Below are 24,547 nucleotides of genomic sequence, written 5' to 3' on the forward strand. Positions count from 1 at the left end.
AGCACGCTCGCACTTTTTAACCCAAATAATAAATGAATAAAAAGACGAAAAATAAATTATCTTTTAGTTAAGATAAATAGTCGAATACGTAGGATTACAAATTTTTATGGCAAAATCATTGGTTATTGTCGAGTCGCCAGCTAAAGCGAAAACAATTAATAAATACTTAGGAAAAGACTTTATAGTCAAATCAAGTGTCGGCCATGTTCGAGATTTACCCCATAGTAGCACGGGCAAAAAAGTAGCGGCAAAATCACCAGCTGAAGTACGTAAAATGTCGCCGGATGCGAAAGCAAAGTATAAAGCGAAACGTGATAAACAGGCGCTCGTTAACCGCATGGGTATCGATCCTGAAAAAAACTGGGCGGCTAATTATCAAGTCCTTCCTGGAAAAGAAAAAGTTGTTACTGAACTGCAAAAACTTGCGGATAAAGCCGATACTGTCTATCTCGCAACCGATTTGGATCGCGAGGGAGAAGCGATTGCTTGGCATTTAAAAGAGTTAATTGGCGGTGAAGATGATAAATTTCGTCGCGTGGTATTTAATGAAATAACAGAAAGTTCTATTCAGCAAGCATTTGCTACCCCTGGTGAATTAAGCATGCCGGGTGTTAATGCGCAGCAAGCACGACGTTTTCTCGACCGTGTCGTTGGTTTTATGGTAAGCCCACTGCTTTGGAAAAAAGTGGCCCGTGGTTTATCTGCAGGCCGAGTTCAATCCGTAGCGGTCAAGCTGGTGGTTGAAAAAGAGCGTGAAATAAAAGCTTTTGTTCCAAAAGAGTTCTGGGATATTAGTGCCGATACCCATGCAAGCTCGGGTGAGGCGTTGACTTTAGATGTAACTCATCACAAAGGTAAAACTTTCAAACCCACAACTAAAGACGAAGCTGACGCGGCATTAGCGGTATTGAACCCTGCTAATTATCTGGTCAGTAAACGTGAAGATAAACCATCTAAAAGTACACCTTCAGCGCCTTTTATTACTTCAACTTTGCAACAAGCGGCCAGTACTAAGTTAGGTTACGGCGTTAAGCGCACTATGGGCTTGGCTCAGCGTTTATATGAAGCGGGACACATTACTTATATGCGTACCGACTCAACTAATTTAAGTAAAGATGCGGTGGAAATGTGTCGAACCTATATTAGTAAAAGTTTTGGTGAAAATTACTTACCCGAACAACCAAAAACTTATGGTTCAAAAGCCGGTGCACAAGAAGCCCATGAGGCGATTCGTCCGTCGAATGTTAATCTTGAGTCTGCCTTTATGGACGGTATCGATGCCGATGCTAAAAAGCTTTATGATTTGATTTGGCGTCAGTTTGTTGCCTGTCAAATGACAGCTGCACGTTATACTGTGAGTACGTTAACAATTGGTGCTGCTGATTTTGATTTAAAAGCTAAAGGCCGAGTGATGCAGTTTGATGGCTGGACTCGTGTTCATCCGCAACTGACCAAAGGTGACGACAAGCATTTGCCTGATTTAGCCGTTGGTGAGACGTTAACATTAGATAACTTGGCGGCTGCTCAACACTTTACAAAGCCACCAGCTCGTTTTGGTGAAGCGTCATTAGTTAAAGAGCTAGAAAAACGCTCTATTGGTCGCCCGTCAACCTATGCCTCTATTATTTCAACGATCCAAGATCGAGGTTATGTACGTTTAGATAAAAAACGTTTTTATGCTGAAAAAATGGGTGAGATAGTTACCGATAGTTTGTCAATGAGTTTTGAAAAACTAATGAGCTACGATTTCACTGCCAATATGGAGCAAGAGCTCGATGCTATAGCTCAAGGTGAGCTTGATTGGAAAGGTGTTTTAGATGAGTTTTACAAAAACTTTAGTAAAAAGTTAGCCCTTGCCAATAAAGATGTTGATGATGGAGGGATGCGTAATAACTCTCCGGTATTAACGGATATAGATTGCCCCACATGTAACCGAAAAATGGGCATTAGAACGGCATCTACTGGGGTGTTCTTAGGCTGTTCTGGTTATGCTTTACCGCCAAAAGAGCGCTGTACCACCACCATGAATTTAACCCCAGGTGAAGAAGCAGTCAGTGTATTAGCAGAAGACCAAGAAACCGAAGCTTTGCGTGCGATGCATCGTTGTCAAAAGTGTAATACTGCAATGGATAGTTACTTAATTGATGAAACACGTAAGTTGCATGTTTGTGGTAACAATCCTGTGTGTGATGGCATTGAAGTAGAGCAGGGGACATTTAAAATTAAGGGCTATGATGGTCCTGTTTTAGAATGTGATCGCTGTCAAGCTGACATGGAGCTAAAATCAGGGCGTTTTGGCAAGTACTTTGATTGTACTAATGATGAATGTAAAAATACGCGTAAATTATTAGCTAACGGAGAAGCGGCTCCTCCAAAAGAAGATCCGGTTCAATTGCCCGAGCTTGCATGTGAAAAATCTGACGCTCACTTTGTGTTACGCGATGGTGCTGCGGGTATTTTTCTTGCGGCAAATACGTTTCCTCGTTCGCGTGAAACTAGAGCGCCAAAAGTGGCTGAACTAAAGCGTTTTAGAGAAAGAATTTCACCAAAATTCTATTACTTAGCGGATGCTCCTGAGCAAGATAATAAGGGGAATTTAGCGGTAGTACGCTATAGCCGTAAAACTAAAGAGCAATACGTGATGTCTGAAGTTGAAGGTAAAGCCACCGGCTGGACAGCAAAATATATTGATGGTAATTGGGTTGAAGATATTCCTAAGCCAAAGAAAAAAGCTGTTAAGAAAGCTGCGCCTAAGAAAAAGAGCACTTCAAAAGAAAAGTAAACGTTAGGGTCTTATATGGACTCCCCGTTAATGTCAAATTTAGCAGCACAGGTTGTGAATTTCTATGTGATGTAAGTGTTTCCAAGTGATATAAGCTCAGTATGTCACTTGGTCAATCTTCACGCCAAACCTTGAAACCAGTGTTGCTTAATCTAACCCTTCAAGCTCATCTATGACGCGTCTTGCCTGTGCAATGGTACAATGACTTTTGGCGATTAAATTGCCAACTGTAATCTCTGTTAACATTGACCCAATCCGTAATAGTTCATCATGACTTAAGTCTTGGTACTGTTTATTTAATAATTTACTTAGCCAAGCCCAACTCGGCTCAGATGCGTTATCGATAAAATCGGTTATTGCTTGTAGCTGGTCAAAGTTAGCCTTAAGCAGCCAATTGCGTGAGCGCCCAATACGCTTAAGCTCACAGCCTTGCTGCCTAATAAAGGCCTTTAAAGCGTAAGCTTTCATGGTTCTTCGTAAAAAAGAGGGTAAAGTGATACAGTTAATTTTATCCACGTCTCAATCTCAGCAGCAGATCCAACAAAAAACCAGCAAAAGCTGGTTTAGAATTTAAAACTTAAAAAGGTAGTGAGATTACCATTTCTTTTTCGGTTGAAATAAAATGTCCAACTCATCTTCATCATTTTTAGCTTTTTTAGCGGCATCAGAAGCATTGGTTGATTTTAATGCTTCAGTGATTTCTGCTAATTGTCCCGATATTTCGGCTTGTTTGGTTGTGATATAGTCAGTTTTGATTGGGCTATTTGCTAAACTCTGTAAAGCTTTTTCAAAGTACTGGCGTGCAGAGCCAAGCATTTCTTTACTGTATGCTTGATTGCCACGCTTGACCAAGCTTTCTATATTTATTTTTAGCTGCATGGTATCTAAACGTTGATCTTCCTTCGAAAAAGTTTGTGCATCGAGTACCCCTTTGCTTTGCTCTGATTTTAAAGTGGCCCGTAATTTTTTGATGCATTGTAAAATAGCTAATATTTGCTGTTCATTGTCAGGTAAGCGAAAGTTATCATCACTGTTTTGATTCGAAGCAAGCTCCTTAGCTGCCTCAAGTCTAGTGCTTAGGTCGTTTATACGATTTTTAATCCCTTTGACTGTAGGCATTAATTCTTGCATTGCTTTGGCTGCATTTAAACTGCGTTGGTTTAAAATTTTAACCATTGTTGGGCTTGCTGGTAGATTCGCTAAATTAACCAGTAGTTCTTCGCTTTCATCCATAATAGCTTTTTGCTTAGCGACCTTAACTCTCTTGTCGGCCTCTTGCTTTTCTTTGTGTTGTTGCACTGCACTGAGCACAACCACAATAATAATTAAGGTGATGAGTAAACCTACGATAATGGCGACCATGTAAAAGCTCTTATTATATAATTATGTGGATAACGCTATGCAGTCTACAAAAAATGTCATGCTTAGCAAAGTCTAACTTACATTTAATTATAGAATTAAATGTATAAGTTGGTATCTCCTATGCTAATAAAAGTATGTTTCGACTTTTACTTCTATGAATTGTTTAACTTTTATGTCATCTAACTCATTCCAAGTTACTGTATGAGGTTAAAAATAGGAGGTGTACGTTGTTAAAAAAATGATGGCTTAGTAACAGTCACCGATAAAATATAGAGAGTGGCATAAGATAGCACAAAAGAATCTTAAGCGATTTATTCTATAATTGGTCGATTTAATTTACAAAAAGTTAAATTTGATATGGAATAAATGTTCAATTAAGTATATGATTTTGGTCTAAGAAAGTTCCAGAAGTTAACTTATGAAATTGCAACAGTTGCGTTATATCGTTGAAGTATTAAATAATAACCTTAATGTGTCTGCCACGGCAGAGGCGCTTTTTACTTCTCAACCGGGCATATCTAAACAGGTACGAATGCTAGAAGATGAGCTTGGTATCCAGATATTTGGCCGCAGTGGTAAACACTTGACTCATGTAACCTCAGCAGGACAAGAGGTTATTAACATCGCCCAGCAAATACTCTCTAAGGTTGAAGGTATTAAGGCGGTGGCGAGAGAGCACACTCAGCCTGATGAAGGTAAGTTACGTATTGCAACTACGCATACGCAGGCACGTTATGCCTTACCTGAAGTTATACAAGGCTTTATTAAAAAATACGGTAAAGTGTCACTGCAAATGTCACAAGGCACACCGGCGCAAATTAGCGATGCAGCAGCCAAAGGAGATGCTGACTTTGCAATTGCTACTGAATCTTTACATTTGTATAACGATTTAGTGATGCTTCCTTGCTACCATTGGAACCGCAGTATTATTGTTCGCAAAGATCATCCACTGGCGAGAAAGCAAGATTTAACCATACAAGATGTGGCAAAGTACTCACTAGTTACTTATGTTTTTGGCTTTACTGGTCGTTCTGAATTGGATGCGGCTTTTGAAAAAGCGGGTGTTGAACCTAAAATAGCATTTACCGCAACCGATGCTGATGTTATTAAAACCTATGTGCGCTTAGGGGTTGGTATTGGTGTTATAGCATCAATGGCGATTGATCCTAAAATTGATCATGATCTTGTTGCTATCGATGCAAGCCATCTATTTAAAGCGAGCACCACTAAAATTGGCTTTAGAAGGGGTAGCTTTTTACGAGGTTACATGTTTGATTTTATCGAGCGGTTTGCGCCACATTTAACAAAGCATGTGGTAACCCAAGCTATGCTTTTGAAAAACAATGCTGAAGTTGATGAGATGTTTGCAGATACTAAGCTACCCACTAAATAATGCTAGCTTAGTGCTTGTATCATTAACGCTAGCACTATTTGTGCTAGCTAGTGCTTGTGCCATTAACACTCAGTAATATTAACGGCTAAGCCGCCACGTGATGTTTCTTTATATTTAGTCTTCATATCATTGCCTGTATCCCACATCGTTTTGATCACCTTATCCAATGAAACCTTTGAGGTGCCCGTGCCGCGAAGGGCTAATCGAGACGCATTAATGGCTTTAACTGAGCCCATGGCATTACGTTCAATACAAGGTACTTGTACTAAGCCTCCAACGGGATCGCAGGTCAAGCCTAAATTGTGCTCCATGCCTATTTCAGCTGCGTTTTCCACTTGAATTGGTGTTCCACCTAGTATTTCGGTTAATGCACCGGCAGCCATTGAGCATGCAACCCCCACTTCTCCCTGACAGCCAACCTCAGCGCCAGAGATAGACGCATTGGTTTTATATAAAATCCCTATTGCTGCTGCCGTTAATAAGTAGCGAACACAATCATCGTCTGACACGGGTTTAACAAATTTATCGTAATAGCATAATACCGCAGGAAGAATACCAGCAGCACCGTTAGTTGGCGCTGTAACGACGCGGCTACCCGCAGCATTTTCTTCGTTTACGGCTAAAGCAAACAGATTAACCCAGTCCATTGCAACCAGCGTATCATTAGAGTTTTCAACCATAAGTGAACGGTGTAGTGCCGGTGCTCGACGATTAACTTTTAAACCGCCGGGTAAAATTCCCTCTGTGGCAATACCTCTATCGACGCTAGCCCGCATCGCTTGCCAAATTTCAATCAGTTTGGTGCGAATAGTAGCTTCATCATTTAAGCACTTTTCATTATTTAGCATAATAGTGCTAATGCTTAGACCGGTGGTTTGCGCTTCTTGTAGTAGCTCTGCAGCATTGGTGAAAGCGTGCGGTTTATTAATGTTACTATGCAAAGAAAGGGCGCGGTCTTTCTCTTTTTCGAAGTCACAATCAAGCACAATAAAGCCACCGCCAATAGAGTAATAGGTTTGCTCTAACAGAATACTGTCACCTTGATAGGCGAACAACGTCATCGCATTAGCGTGAGCAGGCAATGTTTTTCTATGATGATAGATAATTGCATCACTTTTGGGGAAATCAACAAGATGTGAGCCATCAAGTTGTATTTTTTGCGTTTCAACGACTTCGGCTAAAATGCTGTCAATGGCGTTCACAGGTATTTGCTCAGGTGTTTCGCCTGATAAACCTAATATCACCGCTTTACCCGTACCATGGCCTATACCCGTTTGACCAAGAGAGCCAAATAACTCACATTTTACACGGTCAATCTGAGCTAATAATTTTTGTTTTTTGAGTTCATCAACAAATAATTTTGCCGCTTTCATAGGGCCAACGGTATGAGAGCTAGAAGGGCCAATGCCAATTGAAAACATATCAAATACACTAATCATGCTTATTTCCGAATATAATTTTGAGTGGCGCGTTGTTTGCTGCCGTTAATATTGCCCATGATAGCTGAAAGTTGTTATTTATGACAACTAATAATAGCGCATGCTTGTGAAAACACAGCTAGACATAGCTTTTAATTAGGTGTTTTTCTGGCAACAGGCGCTAGATCATTTAATACGGTTAATTAAATCTTTTATCATGGCGGCTGTTGCTCCCCAAATATTATAATGTCGATAAGGAAAGAAATGTACCTGATGACTGCGCCCATTCCTATAGGCGGTTATGCTATGGTGATTGGCATCTAATAAGAAATACCGCAAAGGAACATGAAATATTTCATCAACTTCGTTGGCGTCTTTTTGGTAGGGTTGTACGGTGTCAATCATTGCTACAATAGGAGTGACCTGATAGCCGCTAATAACTTGATAACTAGGTAATTGACCCAGAATAGTGACGGTTTGAGGATCTAAACCAATCTCTTCTTGAGCTTCGCGTAATGCGGTGTCAACCAAGCTTTTGTCACTGGGTTCAACCTTGCCTCCGGGAAAGCTTATTTGTGAAGGATGATGTTTTAAATGACTCGCTCTTTTGGTTAATAAAACTTGCAAGCCTTTTGATGAAAATCCACCTTTTGCTTTGCCATCATCAAATAGTGCAATAAGAACAGCTGCCGATCTTAATGGCGCATGATGTTGATAATTATGACAAGATTCATTTTGTTGTTTTAAATTAAATCGAAACATAAATTCAGCTTTATTCATCGTAGTTACCTCCTTGCTGCCCCAACTTAGTTAAAACGGGTAATATGCGGTTAACTTTATCAAAAGTTTCTTGATATTCACTACTCGCAATAGAATCAGCCACTAAACCACCGCCAGCCCAACAGTAGATTTGATTTACTGGTGTATTGTTTGACTGGTTAAGCGGTTGCTTTTCACAAATTAAGGTACGAATGGTAATGCTAGTGTCCATCGAGCCACAGCTTGAAATATACCCTATGCTTCCACAATAAACACTGCGACGGTGGGGTTCGAGTTGCTCAATAATTTCCATGGCACGAATTTTAGGTGCACCGGTTATTGAGCCACCGGGGAAGGCACCCCGGAGAAGATCAGTGGCATTAAACTGTGGCGCTAGCTCACCTTCTACAGTACTAACAAGGTGGTGAACCGCAGGAAAACTTTCAATATCAAATAGTTTTGGTACAACTACCGAGTTTGCTTTACAGACTTTAGAGATATCATTGCGGAGCAAATCAACAATCATTAAATTTTCGGCACGATCTTTGGTTGAATTAACGAGTATGCTGGCATTTTTTTCATCTACAGACTGTTGTCTGTGTCTAGGCATAGTTCCCTTAATGGGTTTACTTTGAACCTTACCTTGTTTGCACTGTAAAAATCGTTCGGGGGATACACTTAAAATTGACGCTTGCTCTAATTGCATAAAGGCAGAAAACGGCGCTTTGTTTTCGGCTCTCAGCGCGCAGTAAGCCTGAAACTCATTGCCTTGGTATTGTGCACTAAAACGTTGTGCTAAGTTTATTTGGTAACAATCGCCTGACAATAAGTACTGTTGCACCTGATTGAACTTCTCAATATAGCTAGCTTGGTCCATATTACTTTGCCATTTTGTTGTTAAGGCAAATGGTGACAACTTGATTTGAGAAGTACTTAGTGCCACATTTTTCTTGTTCAATGATTGGATAAACTGGGTCAGTTGTTGACGTTTATCAGAGGGGCACACTAAGTAATATTGCTGGTTTTGGTGATCAAAAATGACAGCTTGGCTATAGATACCTATCGCCATTTCGGGTAATGAAATATCCGGCGAAGCTTGCGTGGGCATTTTTTCAAATCGTCGCCCTAAGTCATAAGCAAAGTAACCTAAAGCTCCCCCCATAAAAGGTAAGTTATAGCTAGTGGGGGCTGGTTTGGCTAAAAGCTGCGACTGGATTTTTTCCACCAAGGTTAAGGGATCATCCGCACTTGTTTGTGTAATGTTAGTAGCAATATGATGAATAGATGTTTGATTTTGATAAGTGCATAAGGTTAGCTCAGGTTGCCAAACAAAAATGTCAAAATGGCAATCGATATGCTCACTTTCACCAGAGTCTAACCAAATAGACCATGGCTGTGCAGCTAAGGAGGAAAATAAATCGACTGGCATGATGCCATCAGCGATCACCAACGCTTCAGCGGAAACAGAGATTGGCTCTAATGAAAACAAGGTATTGGAAAGCAAGGCAATAATTACTCTAAAAAGTCGTTAGTCTATTCACTAGAAAATTGTTGATATTCTACTATTGGCTACTAGCAGCACTGACAATAGCAAGGTATTATAAGCGATAAATATTATACACACTTTTAACGAAAGCTGAGAGCAAGATGTCCGATAAAATAATCAAACAACAAGATTTAATCGATAGTATTGAAGATGCACTACAATATATTTCTTATTATCATCCGTTAGATTTTATACAGGCGTTAGAAAAAGCCTACCATAAAGAAAAAAGTCAAGCAGCAAAAGATGCTATTGCACAAATTCTCATCAATTCACGTATGTCGGCAACGGGTAAACGTCCTATTTGTCAAGATACCGGTATCGTGACCTGTTTTGTTAAAGTTGGCATGGCGGTTCAATGGGATAAAACCGATATGACAGTGCAGCAAATGGTTGATGAAGGAACACGTCGCGCGTATATGAACCCAGATAATCCATTACGTGCTTCTATTGTAGCTGACCCTACTGGTGCACGTAAAAACACCAAAGACAACACGCCTGCTGTTGTTCATCTTGAATTGGTTGAAGGTGATGAAATAGAAGTGATGATTGCCGCTAAAGGCGGTGGTAGTGAAAATAAAACCAAGATGGTGATGTTAAATCCTAATGACTCTATCGCTGATTGGGTGGTAAACACCTTACCATCGATGGGGGCAGGTTGGTGTCCACCGGGAATGTTGGGTATAGGTGTCGGTGGTACAGCGGAAAAAGCGGCGGTGTTAGCGAAAGAAAGCTTGATGGACCCTGTTAATATTCAAGAATTAATGGATCGCGGTGCCCAAAATGCAGAAGAAGAGTTACGCTTAGAAATTTTTGATCGTGTGAATAAGCTTGGTATTGGTGCCCAAGGGCTTGGTGGCTTAACTACTGTGGTTGATGTGAAAATTAATGCCGTACCAACACACGCTGCATCATTGCCTGTTGCTATGATCCCTAATTGTGCCGCAACTCGCCACGTACACTTTCATTTAGATGGCAACGGTCCTGCCGATTTAACACCACCTAAACTAGAAGAGTGGCCAGATATTACTTGGGAAGTAGGTGACGATGTTCGCCGGGTTAATGTTGATGGCTTAACGAAAGCAGATATTGCAGAATGGAAAACAGGTGAAACGGTGTTACTTAGTGGCACTATTTTAACGGGCCGAGATGCTGCCCATAAACGTATTCAGGATATGTTAGCCGCTGGCGAAGCACTGCCGGTAGACTTTACTGATAAGTTTATTTATTACGTTGGCCCTGTTGATGCTGTTGCTGATGAAGTTGTTGGTCCTGCCGGTCCTACTACTGCGACACGTATGGATAAATTTTCTGAGATGATGTTAGCTAAAACTGGCCTGTTAGGCTCTATTGGTAAATCTGAGCGTGGCCCAGCAACGGTTGAAAATATTCAAAAACATAAATCAGTGTATTTAATGGCTGTTGGTGGCGCTGCCTATTTAGTTTCGAAAGCGATTAAAAAAGCGCGAGTAGTGGCCTTTGAAGACTTAGGTATGGAAGCTATTTATGAGTTTGAAGTAGAAGATATGCCAGTAACGGTTGCAGTGGATAGTTCGGGTGAATCAGCGCATGTTACCGGCCCAGCAATTTGGAAAGTAAAAATCGAAGAAATGAATGGTTAATCTCAATTAGAAGTTAAGCGTTAAGCAAGTTAAGCGTTCCAAAGGCGATAAATTATGATTATCGCTTTCGGAACTGGCTACTTTACTTGCACTGTGACCAAAACGATTAATTCGAACAGAATTCAACCATCAAAAATCAACAGACTCTACGGTTATTCTGCTAAACGAAGTAACTCATTAATACCGGTTTTTTCTCTGGTTTTTGCATCCACTTTTTTAACGATAATGGCGGCATATAAACTGTAGTTTCCACATTTAGACGGCAAGTTACCAGGAACAACTACTGAGCCTGCAGGAACACGGCCGTAATGAGTCTCTCCGGTTTCACGATCGAAAATGCGAGTGCTTTGCCCAATATAAACACCCATTGAGATTACCGCACCTTCTTCAACAACCACTCCTTCTACAATTTCAGAGCGAGCGCCAATAAAGCAATTATCTTCAATTATCGTTGGACCTGCTTGTAAGGGCTCTAATACTCCGCCAATACCAACACCACCTGATAAATGTACGTTTTTACCAATTTGAGCACAAGAGCCAACCGTAGCCCAACCGTCAACCATACAACCTTCATCAACAAATGCGCCAATGTTTACAAAACTAGGCATCACTACGACATTTTTACCAATAAAACTACCGGTACGAACTGAAGCGCCGGGCACTACGCGAACGCCATCAGCCTCAAACATGGCTTGTGTATACCCTTGATATTTCATTGGTACCTTATCAAAAAAAGTGCTTTCAGCACCATCAATGACTTGATTGTCCCAAATGCGGAATGACAATAACACCGCCTTTTTTAACCATTGATGTACATGCCATTGCCCGTCAATTTTTTCAGCCACACGTGCTGAGCCGTTATTTAGTGCCGCAAGTGAGTCTAAAACCGCTGTTTTGACTTCACTGGAAACTGTTGCAGGGCTGATGGTTGCTCTTTGTTCAAAAGCCTGTTCTATGGTGGTTGCTAGTGATGTTAAATCAGTCATTTATAATTTCCTGTAATTGATAATTGGTAATCGATAATTGAAAAAGTTCATCAAAGTTAATTGATTTCTTCGGTTAATATATCAGCTAATTGCTGCTTTTCATCTTTCGACAATGCCATGTTTTCACTGGTTGAAATAGTAAAAACATCATCTGCTTTTTCACCAAAGGTGGTGATTTTAGCTGAGTGGATATTAATGTGTAATTGTTGGAAAACCTGCGCAATATTACTAAGTAAACCTGGCCTGTCTAGAGCTATGATTTCAATCATGGTTTTGCTTTTAGCATTTAGTTTAATAAAACTGACCCTTGGTGGGAACTTGAACTGTTTTACTTCTCTACGTGCTGGTTGCAGCGGAATATCACAATAATTATCCTGCCTTAATTTTTCACTTAATGCCTGGGTAATCTCTTGAGTTTGGTAACTTTCTTTTAAAGCTTTACCGCGAGAATCAAGAATAATGAAGGTATTAACCGTGTAGCCAGTTTTGGTGGTAATAATTTTTGCATCATGGATGGAGAGTTTTTTCATACCCAACAATTCAACCGTATTTGCAAAAGTGTTGACCTTTTCTTTTGCAAAAACAAACACCTCAGTGCCGCCTCGATAAGGCTTAGGGCTAATAATTACTAGAGGAAGCGCCCGGTCGTGGCCAATAATGCGTTGGCAATGACGTGCTATTTGCTCGGGTGAGTAACGTAAAAAATAATCGACTCTAAATTCAGCCCATAATGCGTTCAGTGCTGCATCGTCTATTGGGCTGTCGGCTAATATCTCTCGCGCTTGCTGTTGGTTTTCTCGAATTTTAGATCGCGTTTCTACAGGTTTTGACAATCCACGACGGAAGGCGCGTAAGGTATTAAAATAAAGATCATGTAATAAGTTAGCTTTCCAGTTATTCCATAAGCTTTCATTGGTTGCTCGCATGTCAGCCACGGTTAAACAATATAAGTAGTCTAGATGCGCTTCGTCGCGAACAATTTCACCAAATTGACGAATCACGTTTTCGTCGGTTATATCGCGACGTTGGGCTGTTACTGACATCAGAAGATGGTTTTTCACTAGCCAAGACACCATATTGCTATCGTGCTTACTCATTTGATGAGATTGACAAAATATGAGCGCATCAACTGCACCTAATTCAGCATGGTCTCCGCCTCTACCTTTAGCGATATCATGGAAAATTCCCGCTAGATATAATACTTCAGGCTTGCGAATTTTTTGCATGATTTTACTGCACAGTGGAAATTTGTGATTATGCTCTTTTTGACTAAATTGATAGAGGTTTTTCACCACACGATAACTATGTTCATCAACAGAATAGGCATGGAATAAATCAAACTGCATTTGGCCAACAATATTACGCCATGAGGGTAAATATGAGCCGATAATGCCATGACGATGCATTAAATTAAATGCCAAACCTAAACCACGAGGATGTTTGATTATCTGCATAAAAATTTCACGGCATTGGGCATAATCAATTAAGCCAGAGATCAAACGTCGACGTGCATTTCTCATTAATCGTAAAGTATGTGAGTGAATTCCTTTAATGCTAGGCTCTTGCGCGATGATCAAAAACATTTCAATCATTTTTACTGGCCGCATAAAAATACGATCGTTGCTGGTATTAATCAGTTTATCAACTAACTCAAAATCTTGGTTGATAGTGACACTTGTTGTTTGATTTGAGTTTTGAATGATTTCTTGTTTAAAGCGTTGTAATAAAATGGTATTTAATTCACTCACTCGGGAAATTATGCGGAAGAAGCGCTTCATCATGCGCTCAACCGGCGCTTTTCCTTCATCACCAAACCCCATCATTTTGGCAACGTCCGTTTGATAGTCAAATAACAAACGATTTTCACTACGTTTTGCAACAAAGTGCAAGGCAAAACGCATCCGCCATAAATAATCTTGTGCTTCAATAAGCTCAAACAGTTCATTAGGGTATAGGTAATTATGTTCTACTAATTCTTCTAATGAGTCAGCAAGAAAATGGCGTTTTGCCACCCAGGCTATGGTTTGAATATCACGAAGGCCACCGGGGTTGGCTTTTAAATTTGGCTCCAGCGTGTAAGCTGCGCCATGAAATTGTTGATGACGTTTTTTTTGTTCAGCCCGTTTGGCAATAAAAAACTTTTCTGAGGTCCAAAATTCGTCTTCATGCAACAATGGCTGTAACTGTAGAGTTAAGGCTTCATTTCCTGCAACTTGTCGCTTTTCCATTAAATTGGTCGCAACCGTGACATCGTTGGTGGCCTGTTTCAAACATTCATCGATGCTACGTACACTATGGCCAATATCAAGTTTTATATCCCAGAGCTGAGTAATAAAGCTTGATATTCTTTCTTCTAGCTCTAGATCAATTTCTGCCTGAGTAAGGATTAAAATATCTACATCAGAATAGGGGTGAAGCTCTCCACGCCCATAACCACCGACAGCAAGTAAGCTGATTTGAAATTCATCAAGGTGATGTTGGCACCATAGTTTGGCGAGAATAGCATCAACAAACACCGCTCGAGCCACTAATAGATCATTAACATCATTGTCGGAAAATGCAGTTTTTAACCACTCATTGAAACTGAGCGTTAACTGGCAAATAGCTTTGCTAGATAATTCATTCGCGGTAATCGCTAAACTTTCAATAAAGTCAGTAGGTACAATATGGTTCGAGAGTGGATGATTATTCAATGGCTCACCTTTATATGTGTTACACGTTGTGAAGAATGCGACTAATGGTTTCTTCTTTTCGTAAAGTTAATACTTCGCAGCCTGTTTTGGTTACCACTAGAGTATGTTCCCACTGAGCAGAATTTTTACCATCGCTGGTGTAAACAGTCCAATTATCATCTTTGTCTAAAATGGTACTTGCTTTACCTAAATTAATCATAGGCTCTATGGTAAAACACATGCCTTCAACCATTTTAGTTTTGTCATTGTTTTTGTAGTGAACAATTTGCGGCTCTTCATGAAAATCAACACCAATACCATGACCACAATAATCTTTTACAATCGAATAGCGGCCTTTACTTTTGATAAATTTTTGAATAGCGGCGCCTATTTCACCAAAAGCAGCACCTGCTTTGACTTTTTTCATGCCAACATATAAAGACTCTTGTGCTAAACGGCACAAACGGCTGTTTTCTGGCGAAACATCGCCGATTAAAAACATTTTACTGGTATCGCCGTGGTAACCATCTTTGATAACTGTAATATCAATATTGATAATATCACCGTCTTTCAATTGTGTATTATCAGGGATACCGTGACAAACCACATGGTTAACAGAGGTGCAGATAGACTTTGGAAAACTGTGATAATTTAACGGCGCAGAAATTGCGTGTTGCACTTTTTCAGTATAATCAGCACAAATAGTATTAAGTTCGTCAGTAGTGATCCCTGCCTTTACATAGGGAGCAATCATCTCTAAAACATCACAAGCAAGTTGTCCTGCAACTCGCATTTTTTCAATTTCATCTTGGCTTTTAATTTGTATGGCCATTATTCTCTCTTACCTTTTAGATGTTAGGTGTATTTGTTTAACTCTAATTGAACTGCTTCAATAATTGCTTTTGGCTCAGATAGGTAGAAATTATGATTAAGTAAAATCAATTGATCTTCAACCGCTAACAATAATGCCGGAATTGCTTGGGTATTAATAATTTCTTGTAATGCAAATATTTCTTCAAGTTGGATCATTGCATCTTTACTGAGTTTATCATGCTTAAACACTTTTGCTGGTGGAGATAATTTAAGTGTGCTTATTATCGTGTCAAAGTCTGTGGCTGAAGTTAATTGATTGCCTTGTTCAAAGTGTGCCTCTTGCAGTGCATTTAACAAAGGTAATACCAAGTCTGGGGTTTTATTTTGAGCCCAAGTCATTAAATTTGCCGACAATATTGAGTTTTTGCTTTCAAGTAACAGCTGCTGATAATTTTGCGAGAATTGAATATTAGCTAGCCTTTCAACTTCTTTTATTTCATTTACTTTACGACGAGAAGAATCATTGGTTTTACCGTCAAAAAATGCCGTGTGCCATAAGTTTAGGGTGATCTGTGGAAAAACATTGTGGATTTCATTGACCAGTTTTGTTGCTACATAACTCCAAGGGCAATGGCTGTCATACAGGAAAAACAGTTGTGCAGATATGTTCGGTGTTGTCATTGTTTACCTAAATTTATTAAATCTGGGGTGATCAGTCTATTCTGATTATTGATTTTACCGTGATAAAGGCAATTATACCAATATGATTAAGTGCTTTTCTTCTGGAAGGGAAATAGCAATGCAGAAAAGCACAAGGACAAAAATTATTTTCTGGTTAATTTAATCGATTTATGGTATAAAGTGCCGCGCTAAAATCTTAGTGGTTTTTTAGTTTTTTTTAAATCGCAAAAAACACTCATTTTAGTGCCAACTAAACAGGTCAATGTTAGCCAATCGGCAACCTTGATTATATTATAAACTCACATACATCTATTAAAGGTATACCGGGGTGCTCGGCTGAATAATATCTTGCGGACATTTGATTAAATACCACAAGAATACAGCGTTTAGGGTCGTGTATATTGGGTGTATGAACGCTTAACCCCAGAAAGGAAAATACAATGTCAAACGTTTCAATGCGCGATATGCTTAAAGCAGGTGTTCATTTCGGTCACAAAACTCGTTACTGGAATCCAAAAATGAAACCGTTCATTTTTGGTGCTCGTGATAAAGTTCATATCATCAACCTTGAACAAACAGTTCCTATGTTTAATGAAGCGCTTGCTTTCATTAACAATGTTTCTTCTAAGAAAGGTAAAGTTTTATTTGTTGGTACTAAACGTGCTGCAAGTGATGCGATCAAAGATGCTGCGATTAAATCAGATCAATTCTTCGTTAATCACCGTTGGTTAGGTGGTATGTTGACTAACTGGAAAACAGTTCGTCAATCAATTAAACGTCTGAAAGAACTTGAATCTCAAAGCACTGACGGTACTTTTGAAGCTTTAACTAAAAAAGAAGCATTAATGCGTACTCGTGAAATGGAAAAACTTGATAAAAGTTTAGGTGGTATTAAGAACATGGGTGGTTTACCTGATGCTATCTTTATCATCGATGCTGATCACGAACATATCGCTATCAAAGAAGCAAACAACCTTGGTATCCCAGTAATTTCTGTTGTAGATACTAACTCAAACCCTGATAACATTGATTACATTGTTCCGGGTAACGATGATGCAATCCGTGCAGTGACGTTATATTGTGACGCTATTGCTAATGCGGTAATTGCTGGTCGTGAGAAAAACATTGTTGTACAAGCTGAAAAAGACGGTTTTGTTGAAGCTGAATAATTACCACTTATCACTTTTTAAAATAAGTGTAAGACAGTAATGAAGTAACACATTTCGTTTATACATAAAAGCAGTGTCAATAAACCTTTAGTTTAATGTGCTGCTTTTATGACACCTAATTTAATACTTATTCCCACTAGATTATTGTTGGTACTTGCTTATCGCAAAACAGTAAGTTGGGGATAACTGAATACTGAGGATCTAACTCATGGCAATTACTGCTGCAATGGTTAAAGAACTTCGTGATCGCACAGCTGCGGGCATGATGGATTGTAAAAAAGCGTTACAAGAAGCTGATGGTGACATGGAACTTGCGATTGAAAATATGCGTAAGAATGGCCAAGCTAAAGCGGCTAAAAAAGCTGGTAATATCGCTGCTGAAGGTCAAATCATCATTAAAGATGGCACATTAGTTGAAGTTAACTGTCAAACTGACTTCGTTGCAAAAGATGCAAACTTCTTAGCATTTGCTAATGAAGTAGCTGAAACTGCTGCAGCTTCAAAAGTTTCAATTGAAGAACTTCAAGCACAATTTGAAGAAAAACGTATCGCATTAGTAACTAAAATTGGTGAAAACATCAATGTGCGTCGTGTTGCTTACGTTGACGGTGCAGCGTTAGCTTCATATAAGCATGGTGCAACTATTGGTGTAGTTGTTGCAGGTGAAGGTGATGAAGAATCACTTAAGCATATTGCAATGCACGTAGCAGCAAGTAAGCCTGAATATTTGACACCTGAAGATGTTCCTGCTGAAGTTGTTGAAAAAGAAAAAGCAATTCAAATTGATATCGCAATGAATGAAGGCAAACCACAAGAAATCGCTGAAAAGATGGTAACTGGTCGTATGCGTAAATTCACTGGTGAAGTTTCTTTAACTGGTCAAGCTTTCATCATGGAACCTAAGAAAACTGTAGGCGAAGTATTGAAAGAGAAAGGCGTTACTATCACTTCTTTTGTTCGTTTAGAAGTTGGTGAAGGTATTGAGAAAAAAGATGAAGATTTTGCAGCTGAAGTTGAAGCACAAATAGCCGCAGCTAAAAGTTAATTTGTTTTATTTGAAATATTAATTACACAGCGCTTGCGTTGTTAATGGCTCAATTAATTAGAATGACTATAAAACGTCTACCTCGGTAGACGTTTTTTTATACGCTTTTTTCATGATTTACATTGAAAAGGCATAATAAAAACGAGTTTTTAAAGTTAATACTTCCGTGATTGGGCGAAAAGTACTAAAATAACCGCGCTATTTCATCACCTAACAGGAACCTATCACACATGACCATTAATTCAAAACCAACTTATCGTCGTATTCTCCTTAAATTGAGTGGCGAAGCCCTAATGGGTGAAGAAGGCTTTGGTATTGACCCAAAAATTCTTGATCGTATGGCTCAGGAAATTAAAGAATTGGTTGAGATGGATATTCAAGTAGGCTTGGTTATTGGTGGTGGTAACTTATTTCGTGGTGCTGGGCTTGCTGAAGCAGGCATGAACCGCGTTGTAGGCGATCAAATGGGCATGTTAGCAACGGTAATGAACGGTTTAGCAATGCGTGATGCATTGCATCGTGCGTTTGTTAACACCCGTTTAATGTCAGCAATCGATTTAGCAGGTGTTTGCGAGCGTTATAACTGGTCTAATGCCATTAGTTTGCTAAAATCGGGTCGAGTGGTAATATTCTCTGCTGGTACTGGTAACCCTTTCTTTACTACTGACTCAGCAGCTTGCTTACGTGGTATTGAGATTGAAGCAGATGTAGTGTTAAAAGCAACTAAAGTTGATGGTATCTATTCAGAAGACCCAGTAAAAAACCCCCAAGCACAGCTCTATAGCGAATTGACTTTTGATGAAGTGTTAGACAACGAATTAAAAGTGATGGACCTTGCTGCCTTTACGTTAGCCCGTGATCATAATATGCCTATTCGGGTGTTTAATATGAATAAAGCCGGCGCACTCAAGTCGGTTATCATGGGTGAAGCCGAGGGTACCGTTATCAAAAATATGGCTTAAGTAGCGATATATATTTTAAAAATTTTCAATTAACCTTTTTAGATTATTGTAGGAAGAAACACAGTGATAGATGAAATTACTCAAGATGCGCAAGAGCGTATGGCAAAAAGCATTGAATCTTTAAAAAACAGCCTTAACAAAGTAAGAACAGGGCGTGCTCATGCTTCATTACTAGACAATATTAGTGTTGATTACTATGGTATGGAAACACCGTTAAACCAAGTGGGTAATATTTCAGTGCCTGATGCACGAAATTTGTCAATCACTGTGTTCGATAAAGGAATGATTGCTGCAGTTGAAAAAGCGATTATGAAATCTGATCTTGGTTTAAATCCACAATCTAATGGCACACTTATCCGCATACCTTTACCGCCATTAACAGAAGAGCGCCGTAAAGATTTAGTGAAAGTTGTACGTGGTGAAGCTGAAGGTGGAAAAATTGCCATCCGCAATATTCGCCGCGATGCAAACTCTGATTTTAAAAGTTTATTAAAAGACAAAGAAATTAGTGAAGATGAACACCATCAAGCAGAAGATGAAATTCAAAAAGTAACAGATACCTATGTGAAAAAAGTTGATGAGTTACTGGCAAAAAAAGAAGCCGAGTTAATGGAAATTTAATTCTCAAGCTTGCAGATAAGCACTTAAATGCAGAAAATCATTAGGTGCTTTTGCCCATTTAAAACCTTTCACATAAGGAATGTCAGTGCCTACTAACATAGCATCAGTAGATGACAAGTTAAAAATTCCTGAACACATTGCTATTATTATGGACGGTAATGGTCGTTGGGCACAAGCTCAAGGCAAAGGCCGAGTTGCTGGTCATAAAGCAGGTGTTAATTCGGTGCGTGCGGTTGTTAAGGGTGCCCGTAAAGCAGGCGTGAAAGCATTAACCTTATTTGCTTTTAGTAGCGAAAACTGGCAACGACCCGAACAAGAAGTTAGTGTGCTGATGGACTTGTTTATGTATGTGTTAACGAAAGAAGTTAAACGCTTACATAAAAATAATATTTGCTTTAAAGTGATTGGTGATTTAAGTCGTTTTTCAGATAAACTGCAAAAAAGCATAAGAAAATCAGAGCAATTAACGGCAGATAATACCGAGTTGGTTTTATCTGTTGCGGCAAATTATGGTGGCCGTTGGGATATTACTAATGCAGCAAAGCAGTTAGCTACTCAAGTGCAGGATAATGAAATATCGTTAGACGATATTACTGAAAACTCACTTAATGAGCACACTTGCTTAGCTAAACTACCCCCACTGGATTTATTAATTCGAACTGGGGGTGATTATCGTATTAGTAACTTTTTATTGTGGCAAGCCGCGTATGCAGAGTTTTATTTTACTGAAGTTTTATGGCCTGATTTTGATGAAAAAGCGTTTGAAAAAGCGATAGAAGTGTTCGATCAAAGAGAACGTCGTTTTGGAAAAACCGGCGAACAAGTTAAATAAAATAATAAAGAATAAGTAATTAAGTCAAAAAAAAATAATAACTAATGACATAGTAATTACAGATATAAAAAGGAAATAACTTGCTTATAACACGAATTATTACCGCGTTAATTTTAGCCCCTGCTGCAATAGCAGCAATTTTTTACTTACCCTTGATCTATTTTGCTGTTTTATTGCTAGCAGTTATTGGTATCGGTGCGTGGGAATGGGGACCATTAATGGGGTTTGATACTAAAGCCCGACGTAGTGGCTTTGTTGTTACTACCTTAATATTAATTGCCTGTATTTGGGGGCTAGTGTCGCCTAATGAGTTATGGGTTAATACCACTGTGCTTAACGAATATGCACTCATGCTGTTATGGCTAGCAATAGCTTGGTGGATATTGTCAGCTTTCTTAATGTTTTCTTATCCTAGCGCCAGTGCCTTTTGGGCCAAACATCGCTCCATTCGCGGTGTTTTTGGTTGGTTAACGCTTGTACCAACGTGGCTTGCTTTTATGGTGATACGCACACATGCTTATCCTGAAGATAGTTATCAGGGGGCACAATTATTGATGTTGTTATTTTTGATGGTGTGGAGTGCTGATATCGGTGCCTACTTTGTTGGTAAAGCCTTTGGTAAGCATAAATTAATGCCAAATGTAAGCCCAGGCAAAACATTTGAAGGGTTTCTGGGGGGCATGGCATTTGCGTGTATGTTGATGTCAATTGTGGCTTATCAACTTAGTTGGAACAGTGATCAAGTCACTACTGTGTTATTAGTAACGGTATTAATTACTACTGTGTCTGTGTTGGGCGATCTTAATGAAAGTATGTTCAAACGCCAAGCTGGGGTTAAAGACAGTGGTACAATTTTACCGGGCCATGGTGGTGTTTTAGATCGAATTGACAGTTTAACGGCCACCGCACCAGTATTTGCTCTTTGTTATGTCATGTTCGGTTGGTAAAGGCAGTGATAAAAACTAAAGTAGATACGCCTGCAAAGAATATTTGCGTTCTAGGGTCAACAGGATCTATTGGTGAAAGTACCTTAGATGTAGTTCGATTACACCCTGATAAATTTAATATTGTTAGTTTATCAGCCTATGCTAGTGTCGATAAGCTCGTTGAACAATGCATTGAATTTAATCCTAAAACCGTGGTGATGGTATCGACAAAGCATGCCCAGCAGCTAGCGGTGCGTTTAGCTGAGCAACACCTTAGTGCAATTCAGATAAAATCAGGCACAGATGCGCTGATAGAACTTGCCAAAGCTGATGATTCCGATACAGTCATGGCGGCTATTGTCGGAGCAGCAGGCTTAATGCCAACATTAGCAGCGGTAGAAGCAGGCAAGCGAGTGTTGCTTGCAAATAAAGAGGCATTAGTTACCTCGGGTGCTATTTTTATTGAGGCTGTGAAACAATCAGGGGCCCAGCTGCTTCCTATTGACAGCGAACATAATGCGATATTTCAAAGCTTGCCTTGGCAAGAACAGGGCAGAGTAGGGCATTGTCAGTTAGCTCAAAGTGGCATTAGTAAAGTTTTGTTAACAGGCTCAGGAGGTCCGTTTAGAACCTTGGCTTATGATGAGCTTGAGCATGTGACACCTGCTCAAGCTTGTGCTCACCCAAATTGGGAGATGGGGCGAAAAATATCGGTCGACTCAGCTACCATGATGAACAAAGGCTTAGAGTTTATCGAAGCTAAATGGTTATTTAATGTACGTGCAGATGATATTACCGTGGTGTTGCATCCACAAAGTACTATTCATTCAATGGTACAATATCAAGATGGCTCTGTGATAGCGCAAATGGGTAATCCAGATATGCGCACACCCATTGCCCATGCGTTATCTTACCCTGAAAGAATTACTTCAGGTGTTGCCCCGTTAGATTTTTTTAGTACCCCTGCTTTTGAATTCCAAGCGGTTGACTTTAAAAGATATCCAAATTTAAAGTTGGCGATAGATGCCTGTGAAAAGGGACAGGCGGCCTGTACCGCACTTAATGCCGCTAATGAAATTGCTGTTGCTGCATTTTTAACCGAAAAAATAAAATTCACTGATATTTACAAAATAAATGAAACTTCTGTGAAAAAATTTGTCTCAGAACAGGTAAGTAATATTAATGAGGTGATTTCCTTAGATACACGCGCTCGAGAATTTGCTCAACAATTGTTAGCGAATTATTAGTCAGTTTTTTGTTGGTTTATTTAAGGGTTAGAAATAAGCATGTTTGAATTTTTGTGGAATACCGCCTCTTTTGTTATCGCACTCGGTATTCTTGTTACTGTACATGAATATGGTCATTTTTGGGTCGCGCGTAAAAATGGGGTTAAAGTCGAGCGCTTTTCCGTTGGTTTTGGTAAGGCTCTTTGGCGTAAAACAGCAGCTGATGGTACTGAATATGTGGTTGCTATGATCCCGCTTGGCGGCTATGTTAAAATGCTTGATGAACGTGTTGATGATGTGCCAGCACAGGACAAAGATAAAACCTTTAATGCTAAGTCTGTTTATCAACGTATTGCTATTATTGCCGCAGGGCCTTTTGCTAATTTTGCTTTTGCAATTTTTGCTTTTTATTTGATGTTTTTAATTGGTGTGCCAAGCATCAAGCCCATTATTGGTGATATTGAACCGGGCTCTATTGCTGGTTTAGCTCAATTACCTAGCCATGCTGAAATTGTTGAAGTGGCAGGTAAACAAACACAGAACTGGCAAGATGTTAATCTAGCCCTAGTTGGAGAGATTGGCTCAACATCAATCACACTAAAAGCTAAAGATAATGGCAGCCAATATGCTAAGAGTTACACCTTAGCGACTAAAGATTGGCAATTTTCGCCCGAAAAGCAATCCTCGTTGACAAGCTTGGGGATTACGCCTTATCGCCCTAAGGTTTATAATGAATTGGCTCAAATAGGTAAAGAAAGCCCCGCAGAGAAGGCTGGCTTGCAAGTGGGTGATACAATTATTGCGCTCAATGCTGAACCATTAGATGACGGATGGCTAGATTTTTCTCAAAAAATAAGGCAATACCCAAACCAAACTGTCGATATTACAATTGAACGAGCAGGACGTTCACAAGTTGTTGCAGTAACGCCTAAAAGTGTTGAACAGCAAGGTAAAACAATAGGTTATTTAGGTGTTTCACCCAAGTCTGACCAATGGCCAGCAGCATATCAAATTGAAATTAGCTATGGCTTCTTCGCAGCCATAGGGGAAAGCATTCACCGTACGTGGAACTTAGTCACCTTAAGCTTTGATATGATCGGTAAATTGATTACGGGTGATGTATCAGTTAAAAATTTGAGTGGTCCTATTGCTATTGCCCAAGGTGCAGGTGATAGTGCAGGGTATGGTTTTGTTTATTTTTTGGGCTTTTTAGCATTAATTAGCATAAATTTAGGGATAATTAACCTTTTACCCTTACCAATACTTGATGGCGGACACTTACTCTATTATCTTATAGAGCTTTTGACAGGAAAACCTGTACCTGAACACATTCAAGAAGCAGGGTTTAAGTTTGGTGCTTTAGCGTTATTGCTATTAATGGGCATCGCACTGTTTAATGATTTTAGTCGGGTATTAGGGTAACTGTGTTAGCAAAGTAAAAAATAACCTTTTACGCTTTATCTAAGTGACCAATACTTGATGACGGACACTTACTCTATTATCTTATAGAGCTTTTGACAGGAAAACCTGTACCTGAACACATTCAAGAAGCAGGGTTTAAGGTTGGTGCTTTGGCGTTAATGCTATTAATGGGCATCGCACTGTTTAATGATTTTAGCCGGGTACTGGGGTAATAAAGAATAGTCGTTTTGAATACGGGCTTTGTTAAATGAAGCTATTTGAATTTAAAATTAAAAATTGTGGGTTAATTGTAGGCTTTAGGTTTTAAATCTAG

20 protein-coding genes and 1 pseudogene are annotated in these 24,547 nt (G+C 39.5%); 12 read left to right on the forward strand and 9 right to left on the reverse strand.

Annotation, left to right across the window (positions count from 1 at the left end; all coding sequences use genetic code 11):
* Positions 1 to 106 precede the first annotated feature (106 nt).
* Positions 107 to 2,782 (forward strand): type I DNA topoisomerase, encoded by a 2,676-nt coding sequence (gene topA / locus ABXG98_RS13660; protein ID WP_353539245.1) that lies wholly within the window; start codon positions 107 to 109, stop codon positions 2,780 to 2,782.
* Between the two features lie 147 nt (positions 2,783 to 2,929).
* On the opposite strand, the gene ABXG98_RS13665 is transcribed toward topA, so the two are convergent.
* Complete coding sequence (locus ABXG98_RS13665) at positions 2,930 to 3,298, reverse strand: ribosome recycling factor family protein (RefSeq protein ID WP_353539246.1); 369 nt, start codon at positions 3,296 to 3,298, stop codon at positions 2,930 to 2,932.
* Positions 3,299 to 3,376: 78 nt separating this feature from the next.
* Entirely contained in the window at positions 3,377 to 4,144 is a 768-nt protein-coding gene (locus ABXG98_RS13670) for a hypothetical protein (RefSeq protein WP_353539247.1), read from the reverse strand.
* Positions 4,145 to 4,562: 418 nt separating this feature from the next.
* On the opposite strand from ABXG98_RS13670, the gene cysB reads away from it, so the two are divergent.
* Complete coding sequence (gene cysB / locus ABXG98_RS13675) at positions 4,563 to 5,537, forward strand: HTH-type transcriptional regulator CysB (protein ID WP_353539248.1); 975 nt, start codon at positions 4,563 to 4,565, stop codon at positions 5,535 to 5,537.
* Between the two features lie 62 nt (positions 5,538 to 5,599).
* On the opposite strand, the gene ABXG98_RS13680 is transcribed toward cysB, so the two are convergent.
* From ABXG98_RS13680 to pabB, 3 genes are all read right to left on the reverse strand, one after another.
* Positions 5,600 to 6,976 carry an L-serine ammonia-lyase gene (locus tag ABXG98_RS13680; RefSeq protein ID WP_353539249.1) on the reverse strand — a complete coding sequence of 459 codons (1,377 nt, stop codon included), beginning with the start codon at positions 6,974 to 6,976 and terminating at the stop codon, positions 5,600 to 5,602.
* Positions 6,977 to 7,141: 165 nt separating this feature from the next.
* Positions 7,142 to 7,735, reverse strand: coding sequence for a CoA pyrophosphatase (locus ABXG98_RS13685; protein WP_353539250.1), 594 nt, complete (start codon positions 7,733 to 7,735; stop codon positions 7,142 to 7,144).
* Positions 7,728 to 9,218 (reverse strand): aminodeoxychorismate synthase component I, encoded by a 1,491-nt coding sequence (gene pabB, locus ABXG98_RS13690; protein WP_502901562.1) that lies wholly within the window; start codon positions 9,216 to 9,218, stop codon positions 7,728 to 7,730. The genes ABXG98_RS13685 and pabB overlap by 8 nt, the downstream gene beginning before the upstream one ends.
* Positions 9,219 to 9,361: 143 nt before the next feature.
* On the opposite strand from pabB, the gene ABXG98_RS13695 reads away from it, so the two are divergent.
* Positions 9,362 to 10,879, forward strand: a complete 1,518-nt coding sequence (locus tag ABXG98_RS13695; RefSeq protein WP_353539251.1) for a fumarate hydratase — start codon at positions 9,362 to 9,364, stop codon at positions 10,877 to 10,879.
* A gap of 152 nt (positions 10,880 to 11,031) precedes the next feature.
* Here ABXG98_RS13695 and dapD read toward each other — a convergent pair whose 3' ends face one another.
* From dapD to ABXG98_RS13715, 4 genes are read right to left on the reverse strand one after another with little or no spacing between them, the layout of a single operon-like run.
* The gene (gene dapD, locus ABXG98_RS13700; protein ID WP_353539252.1) at positions 11,032 to 11,865 is read right to left on the reverse strand and encodes a 2,3,4,5-tetrahydropyridine-2,6-dicarboxylate N-succinyltransferase; all 834 of its coding nucleotides are present in this window, start codon (positions 11,863 to 11,865) and stop codon (positions 11,032 to 11,034) included.
* A 56-nt stretch (positions 11,866 to 11,921) separates the two neighbouring features.
* Positions 11,922 to 14,558 carry a [protein-PII] uridylyltransferase gene (gene glnD, locus ABXG98_RS13705; RefSeq protein ID WP_353539253.1) on the reverse strand — a complete coding sequence of 879 codons (2,637 nt, stop codon included), beginning with the start codon at positions 14,556 to 14,558 and terminating at the stop codon, positions 11,922 to 11,924.
* A gap of 19 nt (positions 14,559 to 14,577) precedes the next feature.
* On the reverse strand, positions 14,578 to 15,369 hold the full coding sequence (gene map / locus ABXG98_RS13710) for a type I methionyl aminopeptidase (protein WP_353539254.1): 792 nt from the start codon (positions 15,367 to 15,369) through the stop codon (positions 14,578 to 14,580).
* A gap of 23 nt (positions 15,370 to 15,392) precedes the next feature.
* Entirely contained in the window at positions 15,393 to 16,031 is a 639-nt protein-coding gene (locus tag ABXG98_RS13715; RefSeq protein WP_353539255.1) for a DsbA family protein, read from the reverse strand.
* A gap of 440 nt (positions 16,032 to 16,471) precedes the next feature.
* Between ABXG98_RS13715 and rpsB the strand changes: the two genes are divergently transcribed.
* From rpsB to ABXG98_RS13760, 9 genes and pseudogenes are all read left to right on the forward strand, one after another.
* Positions 16,472 to 17,200 (forward strand): 30S ribosomal protein S2, encoded by a 729-nt coding sequence (gene rpsB / locus ABXG98_RS13720; RefSeq protein ID WP_353539256.1) that lies wholly within the window; start codon positions 16,472 to 16,474, stop codon positions 17,198 to 17,200.
* Positions 17,201 to 17,408: 208 nt separating this feature from the next.
* Positions 17,409 to 18,245, forward strand: coding sequence for a translation elongation factor Ts (tsf, locus tag ABXG98_RS13725; RefSeq protein WP_353539257.1), 837 nt, complete (start codon positions 17,409 to 17,411; stop codon positions 18,243 to 18,245).
* Positions 18,246 to 18,475: 230 nt separating this feature from the next.
* A complete protein-coding gene (gene pyrH / locus ABXG98_RS13730; RefSeq protein WP_353539258.1) occupies positions 18,476 to 19,207 on the forward strand; it encodes a UMP kinase in 732 nt (243 codons plus the stop codon).
* Positions 19,208 to 19,270: 63 nt separating this feature from the next.
* Positions 19,271 to 19,828, forward strand: coding sequence for a ribosome recycling factor (gene frr / locus ABXG98_RS13735; protein WP_353539259.1), 558 nt, complete (start codon positions 19,271 to 19,273; stop codon positions 19,826 to 19,828).
* A gap of 85 nt (positions 19,829 to 19,913) precedes the next feature.
* Entirely contained in the window at positions 19,914 to 20,660 is a 747-nt protein-coding gene (uppS, locus tag ABXG98_RS13740) for a polyprenyl diphosphate synthase (protein WP_353539260.1), read from the forward strand.
* Between the two features lie 80 nt (positions 20,661 to 20,740).
* The gene (locus tag ABXG98_RS13745) at positions 20,741 to 21,607 is read left to right on the forward strand and encodes a phosphatidate cytidylyltransferase (RefSeq protein ID WP_353539261.1); all 867 of its coding nucleotides are present in this window, start codon (positions 20,741 to 20,743) and stop codon (positions 21,605 to 21,607) included.
* Positions 21,608 to 21,612: 5 nt separating this feature from the next.
* A complete protein-coding gene (gene ispC, locus ABXG98_RS13750; RefSeq protein ID WP_353539262.1) occupies positions 21,613 to 22,833 on the forward strand; it encodes a 1-deoxy-D-xylulose-5-phosphate reductoisomerase in 1,221 nt (406 codons plus the stop codon).
* A gap of 39 nt (positions 22,834 to 22,872) precedes the next feature.
* Positions 22,873 to 24,234 carry a sigma E protease regulator RseP gene (gene rseP / locus ABXG98_RS13755; RefSeq protein ID WP_353539263.1) on the forward strand — a complete coding sequence of 454 codons (1,362 nt, stop codon included), beginning with the start codon at positions 22,873 to 22,875 and terminating at the stop codon, positions 24,232 to 24,234.
* A 47-nt stretch (positions 24,235 to 24,281) separates the two neighbouring features.
* Positions 24,282 to 24,446 (forward strand): annotated as a pseudogene (locus ABXG98_RS13760) (zinc metallopeptidase RseP); the annotation flags it as partial.
* Positions 24,447 to 24,547: the final 101 nt, after the last annotated feature.

It is taken from the genome of Colwellia sp. KU-HH00111, from assembly GCF_040362745.1.
In the GTDB taxonomy this organism is placed as follows: Bacteria; Pseudomonadota; Gammaproteobacteria; order Enterobacterales; family Alteromonadaceae; genus Colwellia.

Excerpts from the sequence above, each read along its gene's own strand:
- ABXG98_RS13670 (WP_353539247.1), bottom strand. The coding sequence starts at position 4,144 with ATGGTCGCCATTATCGTAGGTTTACTCATCACCTTAATTATTATTGTG.
- topA (WP_353539245.1), top strand. The coding sequence starts at position 107 with ATGGCAAAATCATTGGTTATTGTCGAGTCGCCAGCTAAAGCGAAAACA.
- dapD (WP_353539252.1), bottom strand. The coding sequence starts at position 11,865 with ATGACTGATTTAACATCACTAGCAACCACCATAGAACAGGCTTTTGAA.
- rpsB (WP_353539256.1), top strand. The coding sequence starts at position 16,472 with ATGTCAAACGTTTCAATGCGCGATATGCTTAAAGCAGGTGTTCATTTC.
- cysB (WP_353539248.1), top strand. The coding sequence starts at position 4,563 with ATGAAATTGCAACAGTTGCGTTATATCGTTGAAGTATTAAATAATAAC.
- tsf (WP_353539257.1), top strand. The coding sequence starts at position 17,409 with ATGGCAATTACTGCTGCAATGGTTAAAGAACTTCGTGATCGCACAGCT.
- map (WP_353539254.1), bottom strand. The coding sequence starts at position 15,369 with ATGGCCATACAAATTAAAAGCCAAGATGAAATTGAAAAAATGCGAGTT.
- pyrH (WP_353539258.1), top strand. The coding sequence starts at position 18,476 with ATGACCATTAATTCAAAACCAACTTATCGTCGTATTCTCCTTAAATTG.
- ABXG98_RS13715 (WP_353539255.1), bottom strand. The coding sequence starts at position 16,031 with ATGACAACACCGAACATATCTGCACAACTGTTTTTCCTGTATGACAGC.
- rseP (WP_353539263.1), top strand. The coding sequence starts at position 22,873 with ATGTTTGAATTTTTGTGGAATACCGCCTCTTTTGTTATCGCACTCGGT.
- ABXG98_RS13685 (WP_353539250.1), bottom strand. The coding sequence starts at position 7,735 with ATGAATAAAGCTGAATTTATGTTTCGATTTAATTTAAAACAACAAAAT.
- ABXG98_RS13680 (WP_353539249.1), bottom strand. The coding sequence starts at position 6,976 with ATGATTAGTGTATTTGATATGTTTTCAATTGGCATTGGCCCTTCTAGC.
- ABXG98_RS13695 (WP_353539251.1), top strand. The coding sequence starts at position 9,362 with ATGTCCGATAAAATAATCAAACAACAAGATTTAATCGATAGTATTGAA.